At 59.2% G+C, this 16,352-nt stretch carries 16 protein-coding genes; 5 read left to right on the forward strand and 11 right to left on the reverse strand.

The window, feature by feature from the left end:
* Nucleotides 1-13 precede the first annotated feature (13 nt).
* Both N005_RS27125 and N005_RS27130 read left to right on the forward strand, forming a co-directional pair.
* Complete coding sequence (locus N005_RS27125) at nt 14-802, forward strand: SDR family NAD(P)-dependent oxidoreductase (RefSeq protein ID WP_047703968.1); 789 nt, start codon at nt 14-16, stop codon at nt 800-802.
* A gap of 392 nt (nt 803-1,194) precedes the next feature.
* Complete coding sequence (locus N005_RS27130) at nt 1,195-1,935, forward strand: hypothetical protein (RefSeq protein WP_193754048.1); 741 nt, start codon at nt 1,195-1,197, stop codon at nt 1,933-1,935.
* Between the two features lie 69 nt (nt 1,936-2,004).
* On the opposite strand, the gene N005_RS27135 is transcribed toward N005_RS27130, so the two are convergent.
* The 5 genes from N005_RS27135 to N005_RS27155 all read right to left on the reverse strand — a co-directional run bounded on the left by N005_RS27135 (nt 2,005) and on the right by N005_RS27155 (nt 6,408).
* Complete coding sequence (locus N005_RS27135) at nt 2,005-3,132, reverse strand: GGDEF domain-containing protein (RefSeq protein ID WP_047703969.1); 1,128 nt, start codon at nt 3,130-3,132, stop codon at nt 2,005-2,007.
* Between the two features lie 249 nt (nt 3,133-3,381).
* On the reverse strand, nt 3,382-3,756 hold the full coding sequence (locus N005_RS27140) for a lysozyme inhibitor LprI family protein (RefSeq protein WP_081993370.1): 375 nt from the start codon (nt 3,754-3,756) through the stop codon (nt 3,382-3,384).
* Nucleotides 3,757-3,877: 121 nt separating this feature from the next.
* Complete coding sequence (locus tag N005_RS27145; RefSeq protein WP_047703970.1) at nt 3,878-4,648, reverse strand: MetQ/NlpA family ABC transporter substrate-binding protein; 771 nt, start codon at nt 4,646-4,648, stop codon at nt 3,878-3,880.
* A 78-nt stretch (nt 4,649-4,726) separates the two neighbouring features.
* Entirely contained in the window at nt 4,727-5,401 is a 675-nt protein-coding gene (locus tag N005_RS27150) for a methionine ABC transporter permease (protein ID WP_041024679.1), read from the reverse strand.
* Nucleotides 5,401-6,408 carry a methionine ABC transporter ATP-binding protein gene (locus N005_RS27155; protein WP_047703971.1) on the reverse strand — a complete coding sequence of 336 codons (1,008 nt, stop codon included), beginning with the start codon at nt 6,406-6,408 and terminating at the stop codon, nt 5,401-5,403. Before N005_RS27155 ends, N005_RS27150 begins: the two co-directional genes overlap by 1 nt.
* A gap of 414 nt (nt 6,409-6,822) precedes the next feature.
* Between N005_RS27155 and N005_RS27160 the strand changes: the two genes are divergently transcribed.
* Together N005_RS27160 and katE are read left to right on the forward strand one after the other, a co-directional pair.
* Entirely contained in the window at nt 6,823-8,709 is a 1,887-nt protein-coding gene (locus tag N005_RS27160) for a ricin-type beta-trefoil lectin domain protein (RefSeq protein ID WP_144402732.1), read from the forward strand.
* A gap of 203 nt (nt 8,710-8,912) precedes the next feature.
* Entirely contained in the window at nt 8,913-11,051 is a 2,139-nt protein-coding gene (gene katE, locus N005_RS27165; RefSeq protein WP_047703973.1) for a catalase HPII, read from the forward strand.
* Nucleotides 11,052-11,172: 121 nt separating this feature from the next.
* On the opposite strand, the gene N005_RS27170 is transcribed toward katE, so the two are convergent.
* Genes N005_RS27170 through zur form a run of 4 tightly spaced genes read right to left on the reverse strand, consistent with a single transcriptional unit; the run spans nt 11,173 to nt 13,969 of the window.
* Nucleotides 11,173-11,886 carry a PA5502 family lipoprotein gene (locus N005_RS27170; RefSeq protein WP_047703974.1) on the reverse strand — a complete coding sequence of 238 codons (714 nt, stop codon included), beginning with the start codon at nt 11,884-11,886 and terminating at the stop codon, nt 11,173-11,175.
* 37 nt (nt 11,887-11,923) lie between these two features.
* On the reverse strand, nt 11,924-12,712 hold the full coding sequence (gene znuB, locus N005_RS27175; RefSeq protein ID WP_024778402.1) for a zinc ABC transporter permease subunit ZnuB: 789 nt from the start codon (nt 12,710-12,712) through the stop codon (nt 11,924-11,926).
* The gene (znuC, locus tag N005_RS27180; RefSeq protein WP_041024685.1) at nt 12,705-13,487 is read right to left on the reverse strand and encodes a zinc ABC transporter ATP-binding protein ZnuC; all 783 of its coding nucleotides are present in this window, start codon (nt 13,485-13,487) and stop codon (nt 12,705-12,707) included. Before znuC ends, znuB begins: the two co-directional genes overlap by 8 nt.
* The gene (gene zur / locus N005_RS27185) at nt 13,487-13,969 is read right to left on the reverse strand and encodes a zinc uptake transcriptional repressor Zur (RefSeq protein WP_047703975.1); all 483 of its coding nucleotides are present in this window, start codon (nt 13,967-13,969) and stop codon (nt 13,487-13,489) included. Before zur ends, znuC begins: the two co-directional genes overlap by 1 nt.
* Before the next feature lie 66 nt (nt 13,970-14,035).
* Here zur and N005_RS27190 point away from each other — a divergent pair, with 66 nt between their 5' ends.
* Nucleotides 14,036-14,959 (forward strand): zinc ABC transporter substrate-binding protein ZnuA, encoded by a 924-nt coding sequence (locus tag N005_RS27190; protein WP_047703976.1) that lies wholly within the window; start codon nt 14,036-14,038, stop codon nt 14,957-14,959.
* A 91-nt stretch (nt 14,960-15,050) separates the two neighbouring features.
* Here N005_RS27190 and N005_RS27195 read toward each other — a convergent pair whose 3' ends face one another.
* Nucleotides 15,051-16,001, reverse strand: a complete 951-nt coding sequence (locus tag N005_RS27195) for a homoserine kinase (protein WP_047703977.1) — start codon at nt 15,999-16,001, stop codon at nt 15,051-15,053.
* 55 nt (nt 16,002-16,056) lie between these two features.
* Nucleotides 16,057-16,347, reverse strand: coding sequence for a DUF2782 domain-containing protein (locus tag N005_RS27200; RefSeq protein ID WP_041024687.1), 291 nt, complete (start codon nt 16,345-16,347; stop codon nt 16,057-16,059).
* Nucleotides 16,348-16,352: the final 5 nt, after the last annotated feature.

A 16,352-nucleotide genomic window follows, 5' to 3' on the forward strand; every position in this document is an offset into this window, starting at 1 on the left:
AGGAGTCCTTCCCATGAAAATCGACTTCACCGGCCGTCACGTCTTGGTCACCGGTTCCACCAGCGGCATCGGATTTGCCACAGCCAAAGGCTTCCTCGAAGCCGGCGCCCACGTGGTCATCAACGGTCGCAGCGAGAGCGGCGTGCAGGACGCATTGCAGCGCTTGGGCGACCTTGCTTCCAAAGCCGAAGGCTTTGTGGGCGACCTCAGCAACGCCTCAGGCTGCCAGGCCTTGGTCGCCAGGTACCCGCGCTTCGATGTGGTCATCAACAACCTGGGCATCTTCAAGCTGGAGGATTTCTTCGACACGCCGGACAGCGAATGGCAACGCTTCTTCGAAACCAACGTGATGTCCGGCGTGCGTGTGTCCAGGGCTTATGCGCAGGGTATGGTCGAACGTGGTTGGGGGCGGATTGTGTTTGTCTCGTCGGAGTCCGGCGTGAATATTCCTGCTGACATGATTCATTACGGTTTCACCAAGACCGCCCAACTCTCAATTGCCCGCGGCCTGGCCAAGCGTCTCGCTGGCACGGGCGTTACAGTGAACTCGGTGCTGCCTGGGCCGACGCTATCCGAAGGTGTCGCCCAGATGCTTCAGGCGGACGTCGAGCGCACAGGGGAAAGCCTGGAAAAGGTGGCGGCGGATTTCGTCAATGAGCACCGCAGTACCTCGATCATCCAGCGCGCGGCGCGGGTCGAGGAAGTCGCCAACATGATCATCTATGCCAGCTCGGAACAGGCCTCGGCGACCACGGGTGCGGCGCTGCGGGTCGATGGGGGGGTGGTGGACAGCATCGTTTAGCAGGGCGCGTAGTGAAAACATAGACAAGTGTCGTCACCAGGGGGCAACGACATTCTGATACTACAAAAACGGGGCTGCATTAATATGCGGCCCCGCTTGGTTTGACTCATGTGGCGAAGGTGCCTGTTCCCACTGAATTTGACGCTGCCCTGAAGTTGCCGCATTCATCCGGTTGAACCGCATCATCCGGGTTACGACGGCTGCGTCGCCGAGCGGGAGCAAGCTCCCTCGCCACGGATCTTATGCGCCTTCAGGACTTTGGCTCAACTTCTGACCATGCCCACACATACTGGCGCCTTTACTTACAACTATGCCAGAACCCGCCTGATTGTGCGGCTTGTCCCTGGACCCTATTGTTTTCCTGCCATTGCCCATCACCGTATTTTCACCACATGAAACGACCACGTGTTAACGACTTTAAACATCAGGTGTTCCGCTCGACCGCAATGCGGCTCGCTAAAGAGTTTTTAATGGATGAGCCTGAGGCGCTGGCAGAAAGAGGTATCAATGTTGATCGGATAAGGTATGAGCCAATAACGCCAGATGCGCTGGATCAATGCTATTTATGGGGCTCAGAGGCACAACTCTATCCGTGGGAGGATATACCTAGTTGGAAGAGTCGCGACGGGAAAGCGTTTGACCTATCCCTGTGGTATGACCATGAACTATGTGGACTTTGTTTTGCCACTCCAAAATCAAGTACGTTGTCCATTAAGGTCGTCCTCTTGGAGGGCAAGCTAGATGTTACCCACCCATTGAAGGGTGAGGTCGCTGGTTTGGTCTTGATCGCTATCAGCCGATACGCGCGAATGCTGAAGCTACGTGAAATTGAGGTGTTTGAGCCTGACCCCGGTGCCATTCTTTGGTATCAACGCTTGGGCTTCGATTTTGATGACCGGCGGCGCCTGTCACCGCAGTTAACGAGACTTAACATGAACCCCAGTTCTATTGCCGAGGTTTCCATGAAGACTTCTAAGCGCACTCAAAAGCCGCTGCTTGCTGCTCAGTACGAAGCCGAAGCCCGCCGTCTGGCTGGTTGTGCGACCAGTATTGAACGTCAGTTCTTATCGGTTAGCCTCGCCAAAGGCAAGGAGCTTGAGCCCGTTGGCCGGATGGCTGGCGCTAAATCCTGAACTCTGTTCATATATAAAAAAACCGCCATATAGGCGGTTTTCTGGTTCCTGCGCCGGACAAATCCACCGCTACTGCGCAACCGCCACCTGATTGCGCCCCAACGCCTTAGCCCGATACAACGCCTTATCCGCATTATTCATCAAGCTATGCAGATCCTTATGCCCAGACTCCGTCGACGCGACGCCGAGGCTGGCCGTTATCCCGTGGACAGGCTCGATCATCAACCCGCCAATGGTTCGGATCAGTTCCTCTGCAATCCTGGTAGCGACCTCGATGGAAGTGTCCGGAAGCAAAATCGCGAACTCTTCCCCACCCAGCCGACCGTGAATGTCCGTCGCACGGAACGACGAACTGATGACCCCACCCATCTGGCGCAGTACCTGATCCCCAACCTGATGACCGTAGGTGTCGTTGATCTGCTTGAAATGATCCATGTCCAGCATCACCACGCATAACCCCAGCCGGTTGGCTTTACAGTCGTTGTAGAGGCGCTGGGCGTGTTCGAAAAAAGCCCGCCGGCTTTTCAGGCCGGTCAGTTCATCGGTTTGGGCGGCGCGGGTTGAGATGCTGTTCGCCTGTTCCATTTCACGGGTGAGTCGGAAAGCGGTTTCCAGTGCCTGGGACATTTTGTGTGTGGCGCGGGCGGCAAAGGCTGCGAACACCACGATCGAAAGCGCCATGCCCACCTGGATCGGCGACGGTTGGAACAGCAGCCAGGCGGTGCAGGGAAACAGAACCAGACCAATGGAGGCGAGCGTCATGTCGCGGTAGGCCGAGTAACAGGACACCGCGCTGACGGACATGCCGACCGTAAAGAGCATGACCAATGCCTGGGACAAAAGATCGTCCGCCGGCATGACCGCCAATGCACCTGTTCCCCAGATGCTGGCGGACAACACCAGCGTGACCCAGTATTTGCGCTCCCAGCGCCGAGGCGTGCGTCTGCTTTCGTCGCTGCGCACATAGGCAACGAACAGCGAGACGCGCAATAGCGTCGATCCGGTCAGGAAGACGAGCCACCAGAAGATGACATTGTGGTCAAAGCGATCCCAGCACAGCCAACACAACATGATAGCCGCGAGGTAGCTACCAAACACCGCAGAAACCGATTGGCGAAAAAGTTGCTGTAGCCGGTCGGTTCGCACCTGCTCGGCGATGAACAAATCCTGCTCATCCCGAGATCCTAGGCAACCCATATGATTCACCTGATCGTGACGCAACTGAAAAAGAACGATTGTGGCACCTTGCCAGCAACGCAAACAACCGGGTTGAGTTCGTTGCTGGCGAATCGGCCGTTGAATAGCGTTGAGCCGCGATAGCGGGTGAACCCGTTAAAGAAAAACCCGACGCTTTACGTCGGGTTTTTCGGTACGGCTTTGCGCCTGTCCTACCTCTTCCTGGCGATGGACGTCAGCGATCCTTGGCAGACGGCTAGCGGTTACGGCTTACTCGACTTGCGACAGCTTGGCGTCATCGCAACCGGCTGCACGGCACTCGCGCTCGACAGCTTTGAGTATGACGATACGCGCTTCGGTCTTCTCGTTGGCGCAGTCCAGGTAGAGCAGGCCATCGTTGGAACAGGCGTTGTCACGAATTTTGATCCACTGGATCTGAGCGGCTTTCACCTTTTTCTTTTGATCCGGGTTCAGGGCACTCATTGTTTTCTTGTATTGATCGTTGATTTCCTGATCCGACTGAACCATTTTCAGCGACGCGCAATAGGTTCTGTCATAGGCGTTTCTAGGGTTATCGCAACTCATCGCTGATGCCGAAGCGGATGCCATTGCCAGCAATGCGCCAACCAACAAAGACTTGATCACTTACTTCTCTCCCTGAATGCCCTCTATTCATTAGAGGTCGCGGCGAGGAATTTATCATGAGTGCAAAAAAAACGAGCCTGCATTCCCACGCAGCCCTGTTTTTTTTTAACACCCGATCAGATCAAAACGCCGGTAATACCGCGCCTTTGTATTTCTCCAGAATAAACGCCTTCACTTCCGGGCTATGCAACGCAGCCGCCAGCTTTTTCATCGCCTCACTGTCCTTGTCGTCCTCACGGGCCACCAGGATGTTCACGTAAGGCGAGTCGCTGCCTTCGATCACCAGGGCGTCCTTGGACGGATCCAGCTTGGCTTCCAGCGCATAGTTGGTGTTGATCAGCGCCAGGTCGACCTGAGTCAGCACGCGGGGAATGGTCGCGGCTTCCAGTTCGCGGAATTTCAGGTCCTTGGGGTTATCGATGATGTCCTTGGTGGTCGATAGGATGTTGTTCGAATCCTTGAGCTTGATCACTCCAGCCTTCGCCAGCAGCAACAGCGCACGGCCGCCGTTGGTGGCGTCGTTCGGGATCACTACGTTGGCGCCGCCAGGGAGTTCTTCGAGCTTCTTGTACTTGTTCGAATAAGCGCCCAGGGGTTCCAGGTGCACGCCAGTTACGGCTACCAGCTGGGTACCCTTGGCCTTGTTGAACTCATCCAGGTACAGCTGGTGTTGGAAGAAGTTGGCGTCCAGGCGTTTTTCGGCGACCTGTACGTTCGGCTGGATGTAGTCGGTGAAGACCTTGACCTTGAGGTCCACGCCTTCCTTGGCCAGTGCCGGTTTGACGAATTCGAGGATTTCCGCGTGCGGCACCGGCGTTGCGGCGACGGTCAGGGTGTCGGCATGGGCGGAAAAGGCTGCGGCGGCAGCGAAGGCAACCAGTAACTTCTTCATTCAGCTAACTCCTTGTGGGGCGCCCGCTCTCGGCGCCTGCCAGCGAATGGCTGGCTCATGGTTTATGGGCGCGAGGCCTTATTTTCTAGAGAAATGCACAACCAGCTTGTCGCCTACGGTTTGCAGGACCTGGACCAGCACCAGCAGCAGTACCACCGTGACCACCATGACATCGGTCTGGAAACGCTGGTAACCGAACCGGATCGCCAGGTCGCCCAAGCCACCGGCGCCCACCACACCGGCCATGGCCGTGTAGGACACCAGCGTAATTGCTGTCACCGTAATCGCTGCAAAGATGCCCGGACGGGCTTCCGGCAGCAAGGCGTTGACGATGATCTGCCGGGTGGTTGCGCCCATGGCCTGGGTCGCTTCGATGATGCCGCGGTCGACTTCGCGCAGGGCGGTTTCCACCAGGCGAGCGAAGAACGGGGTCGCGCCCACCACCAGCGGTGGAATTGCCCCGGCCACGCCCAACGAGGTGCCGGTAATCAACACCGTGAACGGGATCATCACGATCAACAGGATGATGAACGGCAGCGAGCGCAGGATGTTGACGATCAGCGACAACAGCGCATAAACGCCGCGGGCCTCAAGCAACTGGCGTGGGCTGCACAGAAACAGCAGCACGCCCAGGGGCAAGCCGAGCAGCACGGTGAACAGCAGCGAACCGAACAGCATCAGGAAGGTGTCGCCGGTCGCCAGCCAGATTTCCAGCCAGTCGATGTTTGCAAAGAAATTCGTCAGCAGTTCCATCAGCGCAGCACCTCCATGTGGACATCGGCCGCGGTGAAGCGGGCAAACGCCGCCTCCATGTCACCGCCGGTGATGGCGAGGGTCAGTTGCCCGTAGGGGGTGTCTTTGATGCGGTCGATACGACCGGCCAGGATGCTGTAGTCCACGCCGGTTTCCCGGGCGACGGTGCCGAGCAAGGGCGCGTAGGTCGCATCGCCCTGGAAGGTCAGACGCACGATGCGCCCGGGCACATGGGCAAAATCGTCGCGCTGTTCGCTTTCGTCGATCTGCTCGTCTTCCTGGACGAAACGCTTGGTGGTCGGGTGCTTGGGATGCAGGAACACCTCGGCCACCGGACCTTGCTCGACGATGACGCCGGCATCCATCACCGCCACTTCATCGCAGACCCGGCGGATCACGTCCATTTCATGGGTGATCAATACAATAGTCAGCTTCAGCTCGCGGTTGATTTCGGCCAGCAGTTGCAGCACCGATGCGGTGGTCTGCGGGTCCAGGGCACTGGTGGCTTCGTCGCACAGCAGGATCTTGGGCTTGGTCGCCAGGGCGCGGGCGATGCCGACGCGCTGCTTCTGGCCGCCGGACAACTGCGCCGGGTATTTTCTGGCATGGTCGGACAAGCCTACCCGGGCCAGCAATTCGGCCACTCGTTGGTCGATTTCGCTGCGGGACAATTCACCGGCCAATGTCAGCGGCAACGCGACGTTGTCGGCCACGGTCTTGGAGGCCAACAGGTTGAAGTGCTGGAAAATCATCCCGACCTGTTGACGGAAGCGTCGCAGGCCCGTGGCATCCAGAGCGGTGACTTCTTCACCGTCGACAATGATCTTGCCGCCGCTGGCGTCTTCCAAGCGATTGATCAGACGCAGCAGGGTACTTTTTCCTGCACCGGAATGACCAATCAGACCGAAGACCTGACCGTTCTCGATCGTCAGGCTGGTCGGGTGCAGCGCGGGGATATCCTTACCGGCGACGCGGTAGGTTTTATGGACGTTTTGAAACTCGATCACGTAGCGAACCTTGTGGGGCGCGTTGGAAAAGGGGCAGCGGTTAGCCGGGGGCGCATTTTAGCCTGTCTGTATAGAGGTCATTAGCATTTATTTCGCAATCCGGCTGCCATTTGGCAATAACGCGATAGAAGGCCTGCAAACCTGCCGTCAGTCGTCGGGCACCCATCCGAGCCGCTATCAGGGGGCGATGGACATGCAGCGGTCGTCAGGCCTGGCAGGCAAACGATCGTTCGTGCGTTCTGCGAAAGCGCATTTAAAGTTGGCTGTTAAATATATTCACATACTCGGTTTCATTTCGAATAAGTCCTTTCGGTTGTCCATGGATAAGTATCTGCTAAGTTACCGGCCGTCGCTCACTACAGCGAAGTAAAGCCCGTCACGCAACGGCGGGGAAATATTTAAAAGGAATTGAATGTGAAAAAGCATAACGCTATTTTTGCAGGATTGTTTGCGTTGAGCTTAATGGCTAACGCGGTGGCTGCAAGTTCGAATCCCTCGGACATTTTAATGATCTTCGGTGAACTTCCCGATGCGCAGGTGGCTCTGCCCCAATACCAGGCGCTGTCAGTCGTGGCGATGCCCGAGGAAGAGTTCAGGAAACGACTCGCCGACGACAAGTTTTCTTCCCTGGCCTATCTGGACATTGCCTCAGTAAAGGATGATGAAGCCGCCATCGAGAAAGCCATGGCGATTTTCCGCTCGGGAAAACCGGTGCTGTTGAAGATGGGTTACCAGACGACAGAACTGGCGAAAACAGTAAGCAGCATATTCGGAATCTCCAGCGCGTTTGACTATGCCTTGTTTCACCGGGTGAGCCATTCGGAGATCAATGTCTATCGCCTGGAAGGTTATCAGGATGAAGCCGTCCTGGAAGCGGTGGGGTTGCTGGTCACGGAGCTGCAGGCACAGGCCGGGTACCCCCGGGAGGAAGGCGAGTTCATTGGCCTGCCGAAACTGACCTACAACATCAATCTTCAGAGCCCGAACCAGGAAATGACTTCGGTGGTGAATATCGATGTCATCCGGAGTGCAGAGCGAAGCCAGGACAAGAAGTTTGTTTCCATCAAGACGTCGCCCACGACAACGCGCTCGACGAAAAACGGTATCACCATCGGTGGATTCGGACCGGGTGGCAGTGGGGAAAATCTCTGGGGGGCATACCTGCCACATGCGTACCGGTTCACTCACCAATTGACCGCTGAACAGATTGTTCCGGTGTTGGTCAATTCGGCGCCTGCCAGTGATTCGAGGACGGATTTCAATTACAGCGAGACGAAAACCAATGGATTTTCCATTGGCGGAACATTGGGTAGCGAGTTTGGTGGAACGAAAGCCGAAAACATTACCTATGCCGCCAAATCGCCGTTCAATGTGAACTTCGGTCTGAGTTATTCACATTCCAAGACCATGAGTTACGCGTTCCAGGACTACTCGTTGATCGCAGCGCAGAACGGTTCGAAGTTGACGTGGAACGCTCCCATAGATCCCAAGCTGAAGGCGGTATTGGTCGACCGGCTCACAGCCGGCATGCCTGTTCTAACGGAGGCGCGAATGACGCCGATGATGCGTTCGGCATCGCTCGAGTCTTATACCTTGTGGGAGTTGCCCGGTGCCTACACCGGTGCGGCAACCATCAGCATTGGCGGTGGCTATGATTTGAATCGGCGAGAATGGTGGTGGGATCGGACCCAGGTCAGATCCCTTCATGTCACCGATGTCTACGATGCCGCCGAGCAATACACGCTGGACTTGAACAGTCCGTTCCTGACACGCGAGATGACCGTGCTGATTCGCTCCGCCGACGGTGTCGGCAAATGCATGTCCGAAAATGCCAACTCGGGCGTTTCCCTTGAAGCCTGCGCGGCCTCGAACACCAATCAGCTGTGGGGCCTGGATTCGGAGAATCGCTACGTCAACCGGGCCTCGAACCGGTGCCTGAGCGTGCGCGAAACGGATGGTGCCCTGATCACCGAGAGCTGCGCCCTGGATAACCGGCAGCAGTGGGAGTGGCAAGCGGACCGGATCCATTCGCTGTACAACCGCGACTGGCGCCTTTACGCCGACAACAGCCGGCTGAAAGCCATTCCAGATGACTCCATGCACTTCCAGGACACGCCCAAGAACGTGTTCAACCCGCTGAACATTCCTTGGGCCAGTTATCCACGGGCACCGTCCATCCATGATGTGATGCCCAACCACCTGGGCCCATCGCCTCAGATCAGCCCGGAATGGGTCGACCGCTATCAAGGCGTGGATACGCGCCAGCGCTGGAGAATCGAGATTCTGCGCGATGGCATCTGACCGCTGAAGCTTCGCCAACCCAGCGGTGATGCCCATCATCGCTGGGTTGGCGCTGGTGGGGAAAATCCAGGCGCGTTCCGAGGGAACGGCTCGAACCGTCATCAGTCACTACATAAGCCACTCCCAAATGCCTGGGCGCCACTGCCCGGCGCTTGTCCGCAAGCCCTGGATGAAAAGGGATCGAAACGAGGAGTTTATGTCTGATGAATACCAAGCAGCCTGCAACCGGCAAGAGTCAACTGGCCGGGACCGACACCCTGGATCGCAGCAACACCAACGCCAAGCTTGAGAGCCTGGAGCCGTTTCGCTCCGATGCCACCGAGCAGGCCCTGCGCACCAATCAGGGTGTGAAGATCGCCGACAACCAGAACACCCTCCGCGCCGGTGCCCGCGGGCCCTCGCTGCTGGAAGATTTCATCATGCGTGAAAAGATCACGCATTTTGACCATGAGCGCATTCCTGAGCGCATCGTGCACGCCCGCGGTACCGGGGCCCACGGTTACTTTCAGAGCTATGAAGCGCATTCGGCACTGACCAAGGCTGGTTTCCTACAGGACCCGAGCAAAAAGACCCCGGTGTTCGTGCGCTTTTCCACCGTGCAAGGGCCGCGGGGTTCCGGTGACACGGTGCGTGACGTACGGGGTTTTGCGGTGAAGTTCTTCACCGACGAAGGCAACTTCGACCTGGTGGGCAATAACATGCCGGTCTTTTTCATACAGGATGCGGTGAAGTTTCCGGACTTCGTCCACGCGGTAAAACCCGAACCCCACAACGAGATTCCTACTGGAGGCTCGGCCCACGACACCTTCTGGGATTTTGTCTCGCTGGTGCCGGAGTCGGCGCATATGGTGATCTGGGCGATGTCCGACCGGGCCATTCCAAAAAGCCTGCGGAGCATGCAAGGCTTCGGCGTGCATACTTTCCGCATGATCAACGCCGAAGGCCGCAGCAGTTTCGTCAAATTCCATTGGCGGCCCAAGGTCGGCACATGTTCATTGGTGTGGGACGAAGCCCAGAAGCTGGCCGGTAAAGATACGGACTACCACCGTCGCGATCTGTGGGAAGCGATCGAGATGGGGGATTACCCGGAATGGGAATTCGGTGTGCAGATCGTCGCCGAGGAAGACGAGCACAAATTCGACTTCGACTTGCTCGACCCGACCAAGATCATTCCTGAAGAACTCGTGCCCATTACGCCCTTGGGCAAGATGGTGCTGAACCGCAACCCGGACAACTTCTTCGCCGAAGTCGAGCAAGTCGCCTTCTGCCCCGGACATATCGTACCGGGCATCGACTTTTCCAACGACCCGTTGCTGCAAGGCCGGCTCTTTTCCTACACCGATACGCAAATCAGCCGACTCGGTGGGCCGAATTTCCATGAGCTGCCGATCAACCGGGCGATCACCCCGGTGCACAACGGCCAGCGCGACGCCATGCACCGCACCACCATCGACAAGGGGCGGACCTCCTACGAGCCCAACTCCATCGACGGCGGTTGGCCGAAGGAAACCCCACCCGGCCCGCAAGACGGTGGTTTTGAAAGCTATCCGGAGCGTATCGACGCCTACAAGATCCGCCAGCGCAGTGACTCGTTCGGCGACCATTTCTCCCAGGCGCGGCTGTTCTACAAGAGCATGAGCGCTCACGAGCAGGAGCACATCATCGCGGCCTACAGTTTCGAATTGGGCAAGGTCGAGCGCGAGTACATCAGGGCGCGGCAGGTTAACGAAATTCTCGCCAACATCGATTTGGAGCTGGCGGCGCGAGTGGCGAAAAACCTTGGTTTGCCGGCGCCCACCGCATGCACCGTGGATGTACCGATGCCTTCGCTGGAGCAATCCCCGGCCTTGAGCCAGGCGAACCTGCTGTCTGGAGATATCAAGACGCGCAAGGTTGCGGTGTTGGTGGCGAACGGTGTCGATGGGGCGATCATCGATGCGTTCAAACAGGCGCTGAAGGCCGAGGGCGCCCACGCAAAAATCCTCGGGCCGACCTCCGCGCCGGTCATGACCGCTGCTGGGCAAACGTTGCCGGTGGATGCGTCCATGGAAGGGTTGCCATCCATTGCGTTTGACGCAGTGTTCGTACCGGGCGGCGCGCAATCGATCCAGGCCCTGAGCGGCGATGGCGTTGCGTTGCATTACCTGCTGGAGGCCTACAAACACCTGAAGGCTATCGCCCTCCATGGTGAAGCCCGGCAATTACTGACGCTGTTGAAACTGGACGCAGACGCGGGGCTGATTCCGGATGCGGATGCCGGCAAGTTCGCGGATTTCTTTGCGGCGATTGCCCAGCATCGGGTTTGGGCGCGGGAGCCCAAGGCCAAGGGGATTCCGGCTTGATGCTCGTCTGCTTGTAAGGACGCTATCGCGAGCAGGCTCGCTCCCACATGGGCTTTGTTGTGAATACGAATGTTGTATCCAACACCAAACCCTGTGGGAGCGAGCCTGCTCGCGATGCCTTTTAAGATTTATGCGGAGTCAGCACCAGCTGCGCCGGCACGCTGCGCAGGATCTGTTTGCGAAGCTTCAGATCGAACCCCGGCTCCAGCTTCTTGACCCGCTTGGTCAGCAGGTTCGCCAGCCACGGATAATCGTCGGTACGCGGCACCTGGACTGTGACATCACACTGAAAATTCACCACATCAGCGGCAATGGCATCCAGTTGCCGACGCATTTGCTGGATATCGTTGATATTGAGCTGAATCGTGGTGCTCTCGGCGCTCGGATCGATCAACTTGGCGGCCGGTTTGGTTTCGGCAGCCTGGAGAGCGGCCTCGGCTTTATCCAGCTCGACCTTACGGGCCTGGGCTATCGCGCCATTGAATTCACCGGTCAGCGCCGGCGCCTTGGGCATCAGCGCGCGGGCACGGCTCAGGGCGGTGGCGGCGGCGTTTACATCGCCTTTTTGCAGATCGATCTGGCTACGGCGCAGATACGCCTCGGCCAGTTGCCGCTGATAGGGCTCCAACGCCGGATCGTTGGGCGTCTGGGCCTGCAGCGCGGCCAATTGATCTTCAGCGGTGGCCAGTTCATTGCTGGCCAGGCTTTGTTCCAGCTGCGCAATGGCCGGCCCCCGGGTGTCGGGTGCTTCGGTCACTGGCGGCGAACTCGTGCAAGCCCCCAGCAGCAAGGAAAATGCGACAAGGAGCAGATAACGGGAGGCGAACGGCTTCATTCCTGCGACTCTCTATTTGCGCAAAAAGCGAGCAAGTCTACACCCCTCGGCGGGGCAGGACAAAACTCAGCAGAAACAAGGCCGCGGCGCTGACCACGATCGACGGTCCCGCCGGGGTGTCCTTGAACCACGACAAGGCCAGCCCGCCACACACCGCAAGCATGCCCAGCAGGCTCGCGCCCAGGGCCATCTGCTCCGGCGAGCGGGCGTGACGTTGTGCCGCGGCGGCCGGGATAATCAGCAATGAGGTAATCAGCAACACACCGACGATTTTCATCGCTACCGCAATAACCACAGCAATCAGCAGCATCAGCGCCAGCCGCAGCCCCGTCACGGGCAGGCCTTCGACCCGGGCCAGTTCTTCGTGGACGGTGACGGCCAGCAAGGGTCGCCAGAGCGCCACCAGCAACAGCAGCACGGCGGCGCTGCCACCCAGGATCCAGGCCAGGTCCGTCGGGCTGATGGCCAGCAGGTCTCCGAACAGGTAGGCCATCAAGTCGATCCGCACTTCACGCATGAAGCTCAGCACCACCAGCCCAAGGGACAGGGTGCTGGGCGCAAGGATGCCCAGCAGTGTGTCGGACGCCAGCGGCTGGCGCTGCTGCAGGGTTACCAGCACCACCGCCAGCAACAGGCAGCCGACGGTCACCGCCACCGTCGGGCTGACGTCCAGCAGGAACCCCAGCGCTACACCGAGCAAGGCCGCGTGGGACAAGGTATCGCCGAAATAAGCCATGCGCCGCCAGACCACGAACGAACCCAGGGGACCGGCCACCAGCGCGAGGGCCAGGCCTGCAAGCAGGGCGTACACCAGAAAATCAGCCATGCTTGCAGCCATCTCCATGAACGTGGGGAGTAACAGGGGCACCGATGACCACCGAACCGTGCAGGTCGTGGGCGTGGTCATGGTGGTGGTGATAAATCGCCAGGCTGGGTGCGTTCTTGCCGAACAGCTCGACGAACGCCGGGTCGCCGCTGACCTGCTCGGGGTGCCCGGAACAGCAGACATGCCGATTGAGGCAGACCACCTGGTCGGTGGTGCTCATGACCAGGTGAAGATCGTGGGAGACCATCAGCACGCCGCAGCCATGACGGTCGCGCAAGCGGGTGATCAGGCTGTACAGCTCGGCCTGCCCCGCCACGTCGACCCCTTGTACCGGCTCGTCGAGCACCAGCAGCTCGGGCTCGCGCAACAAGGCACGGGCCAGCAGCACACGCTGCATTTCACCGCCGGAGATGCTTTGCACCGGGCTGTCGATCACGTGTTCGGCGCCGACTTCGTTGAGTGCCGCCAGGGCCCGCCCGCGATCCACGCCAGGCACCAGGCGCAGGAAACGCAGGACCGACAGAGGCAGCGTCGGGTCTACATGGAGTTTCTGTGGCATGTAGCCGACCCGCAGCTTCGGTTTGCGCCAGACGCTGCCGCTGTCCGGCTTGAGCAAACCCAGCACGGCGCGCACCAGCGTGGTCTTGCCGGCGCCGTTGGGGCCGATCAGGGTGACGATTTGCCCCGGCTCGACGCTCAGGTGGATGTTATCCAGCACGTTCTGCCCGGCGAACGTCACGGCCACCTGCTCGAGGCGGATCAAGGCGTTGCTCATCAGGCCCCCTGGCAACCGGAGCAGAGACCGACCACTTCGACGGTCTGGCTGTCGACCACGAAGCCGACCTCTTTGGCGCTGGCGACAATGGCATCGCTGATGGACTTCTGTTCCAGCTCGATGGCCGCGTGGCATTCGCGGCAGATCAGGAATTGGCCCTGGTGGGCGTGTTCGGGATGGTTGCAGCCGACGAAGGCGTTCAGCGAGGAAATGCGATGCACCAGGCCGTTTTCCAGCAGGAAATCCAGCGCCCGATAGACGGTTGGTGGCGCAGCGCGGCGGCCATCCTGTTCGCTGAGTACCGCCAGGATGTCGTAGGCACCCAACGGCTTGTGGCTTTGCCAGACCAGTTCCAGCACGCGTCGCCGCAAGGCGGTCAGGCGCAGCCCCTGCCGTGCACAGATGGCATCGGCGTCGGATAGCGCGCTGTGCACGCAGTGGGAGTGATCGTGGGGACGACTGGCGAGGGGTGTAATAGGCATGGGCAGCGACGAGTTCAGTGAGAGACGTTATTATGTTACCCGGTCTCGCCTCTTCGAGTGGTTATTGTGTCCCGATTTTTTTCGCTGTTTGTCGCTTTTGTCGCAACTTTTCTACTGATCGGTCCAGCCCAGGCCGAGGTCAAGGTCCTTACCAGCATCAAGCCGTTGCAGTTGATTGCCGCTGCGGTGCAGGACGGCGTGGCCGTTCCCGAGGTGCTGCTGCCTCCCGGTGCTTCGCCTCACCACTATGCCTTGCGCCCATCCGACGTACGCAAGGTGCAGTCGGTGGACCTGCTGTACTGGATCGGTCCGGACATGGAAGGTTTCTTGCCGAGGGTACTGAGCGGTCGTACGCTGCCATCCGTTGCGGTACAGGATCTGCCAGGACTCAAATTGCGGCATTTTGCCGAGGACAGCCAATCCCATACCGACGAGGATGGCGACGAGCATGATCATGATCATCGGCCTGGCACCATCGATGCTCATTTGTGGCTTTCACCGATCAATGCGCGGGTGATCGCCGCCAAAATGGCCGCTGACCTGAGCGCTGCCGACCCGGCCAATGCCGAGCGCTATCAACGCAACCTCAAGGGCTTCAACCAGCGTCTCGATGCGTTGGACACACGTCTCAAGGCCCGTCTGGCCGGAATTGCGGGCAAGCCCTACTTCGTGTTCCACGAAGCGTTCGATTATTTCGAAGACACCTATGGCCTCAAGCACGCCGGGGTGTTCGCCGTGGCCGCCGAGGTCCAGCCCGGTGCCCAGCATGTGGCGGCGATGCGCACGCGCTTGCAGGCGGTGGGCAAGACCTGCGTGTTCAGCGAACCGCCCCTGCGCCCACGCCTGGCCGAAACCCTGGTGGCCGGGTTGCCGGTGAAGCTTGCGGAGCTGGATGCGCTGGGCGGCTACACCCCGGCGACAGCGCAGGGATATGAGCAGTTGTTGGAAAAATTGGGGAATGATCTGGCGGGGTGCCTGGAGTCGTTGTAACGCTTGATTGGCGACGATCCCGATCGCGGGCAAGCCATGCTCCCACAGAGTAAACACAGACCTGTGGGAGCAAGGCTTGCCCGCGATGCTTTTACAGGGCAAAAGGCAGCGGCGTATGAACATCCTGCCGCTGTGCCAACCGCTGCTGAAACTCCATCGGATCGTGAATCAGCACATCCTGCCCGGCAAAGGATTCGGCAGCGATCAAGCGCGACAGCCAGAACCGTACGCATGCCACGCGCAGCATGGTCGGCCAAAGCTCGGCTTCGGCGGCGGTGAAGGGACGCAGGGCCGCATAAGCGCCCAGCAGCGCCCGCGCCCTCGGGCCGTCGAGCACACCATTGTCATCCGAACACCAGTCGTTCAGGGCAATGGCGACGTCATACAGCATCGGCCCGGAACAGGCGTTGTAGAAGTCGATCAACCCGGTCAGGTGCGTGCCTTCGAACATGGCGTTATCACGGAACAGGTCCGCGTGGATGTTGGCGCGGGGCAGCGCGAGGATGCCGGTCTTCTGCAGCGAGATTTCATCCAGTGCCGCCTGCAACAGACGACGAGGCTCGGTCTCGAGGTGTGAAAGCAGCTTTGCGCCCTCCCCCTGCATCCAGTCCAGGCCGCGATCGGTCTTGCGCTTGATCATGTTGTCCCGGGTGGCCAGGTGCAGATGCGCCAGCAACTCGCCGACCTGGGCGCAATGCTGGGCATTGGCCTGCTTGATATGTTTGCCGGCCAGGCGCGGTTGCAGCAACGCGGGTTTGCCGGCCAGCTCCCTGAGCGCAACGCCGTCGGTGGTGCGCAAGGCATAAGGTACCGGCAGGTCGGCCTCGTGCAGCACATCCAGCAGTTCGATGAAGAACGGCATTTCCTGCACCGGACCGCGCTCCACCAGGGTCAGGACGAATTCGCCCTGCTCCAGGCTGATAAAGAAATTGGTGTTTTCGCTGCCAGCGGCGATCCCCTGGAAATCAAGCAGGCGGCCGAGCCCGTAAGGGGCAAGAAAGGTTTCCAGCTCGGGCCGAGCCAGGGGGGTGAACACAGACATGGTTAGAACTGCCATTACGGGCGCCCTCAAGCGAGCGCCGGTTGAAATTAGGAAACTATTTCCACTCAAAGATCTTCCATGACGGGATCAGCATATCCGGTTGGTCCGAACGGATGAAGTTTGCATCAGTGCCGTCGGCGCGCACCAGGAAATAAGGCTTGCCGTGCTTGGGCGTGACCTTGATCGCATACAGGAAGCCGTTTTGCCGGTATTCCTGGATGGTTTTATCGCCTTCCGTGCGAATGGTGACGTCCGGGTCAGCTGAAGGTGCGTCGTCCGCCGCCATGACGGTAAGTGGAGTGATCGCAAACAAGCCAGCCAGTAACAGGCGATTTAGTGTACGCATGATAA

The sequence above is a fragment of the Pseudomonas mediterranea CFBP 5447 genome, assembly GCF_000774145.1.
In the GTDB taxonomy this organism is placed as follows: domain Bacteria; phylum Pseudomonadota; class Gammaproteobacteria; order Pseudomonadales; family Pseudomonadaceae; genus Aquipseudomonas; species Aquipseudomonas mediterranea.

What these genes read in the sequence shown, in the direction of transcription:
- N005_RS27130 (WP_193754048.1), top strand. Translation starts at nt 1,195, where the DNA reads ATGAAACGACCACGTGTTAACGACTTTAAACATCAGGTGTTCCGCTCG.
- N005_RS27125 (WP_047703968.1), top strand. Translation starts at nt 14, where the DNA reads ATGAAAATCGACTTCACCGGCCGTCACGTCTTGGTCACCGGTTCCACC.
- zur (WP_047703975.1), bottom strand. Translation starts at nt 13,969, where the DNA reads ATGCCTATTACACCCCTCGCCAGTCGTCCCCACGATCACTCCCACTGC.
- N005_RS27200 (WP_041024687.1), bottom strand. Translation starts at nt 16,347, where the DNA reads ATGCGTACACTAAATCGCCTGTTACTGGCTGGCTTGTTTGCGATCACT.
- N005_RS27195 (WP_047703977.1), bottom strand. Translation starts at nt 16,001, where the DNA reads ATGTCTGTGTTCACCCCCCTGGCTCGGCCCGAGCTGGAAACCTTTCTT.
- znuC (WP_041024685.1), bottom strand. Translation starts at nt 13,487, where the DNA reads ATGAGCAACGCCTTGATCCGCCTCGAGCAGGTGGCCGTGACGTTCGCC.
- N005_RS27145 (WP_047703970.1), bottom strand. Translation starts at nt 4,648, where the DNA reads ATGAAGAAGTTACTGGTTGCCTTCGCTGCCGCCGCAGCCTTTTCCGCC.
- N005_RS27135 (WP_047703969.1), bottom strand. Translation starts at nt 3,132, where the DNA reads ATGGGTTGCCTAGGATCTCGGGATGAGCAGGATTTGTTCATCGCCGAG.
- znuB (WP_024778402.1), bottom strand. Translation starts at nt 12,712, where the DNA reads ATGGCTGATTTTCTGGTGTACGCCCTGCTTGCAGGCCTGGCCCTCGCG.
- katE (WP_047703973.1), top strand. Translation starts at nt 8,913, where the DNA reads ATGAATACCAAGCAGCCTGCAACCGGCAAGAGTCAACTGGCCGGGACC.
- N005_RS27170 (WP_047703974.1), bottom strand. Translation starts at nt 11,886, where the DNA reads ATGAAGCCGTTCGCCTCCCGTTATCTGCTCCTTGTCGCATTTTCCTTG.
- N005_RS27150 (WP_041024679.1), bottom strand. Translation starts at nt 5,401, where the DNA reads ATGGAACTGCTGACGAATTTCTTTGCAAACATCGACTGGCTGGAAATC.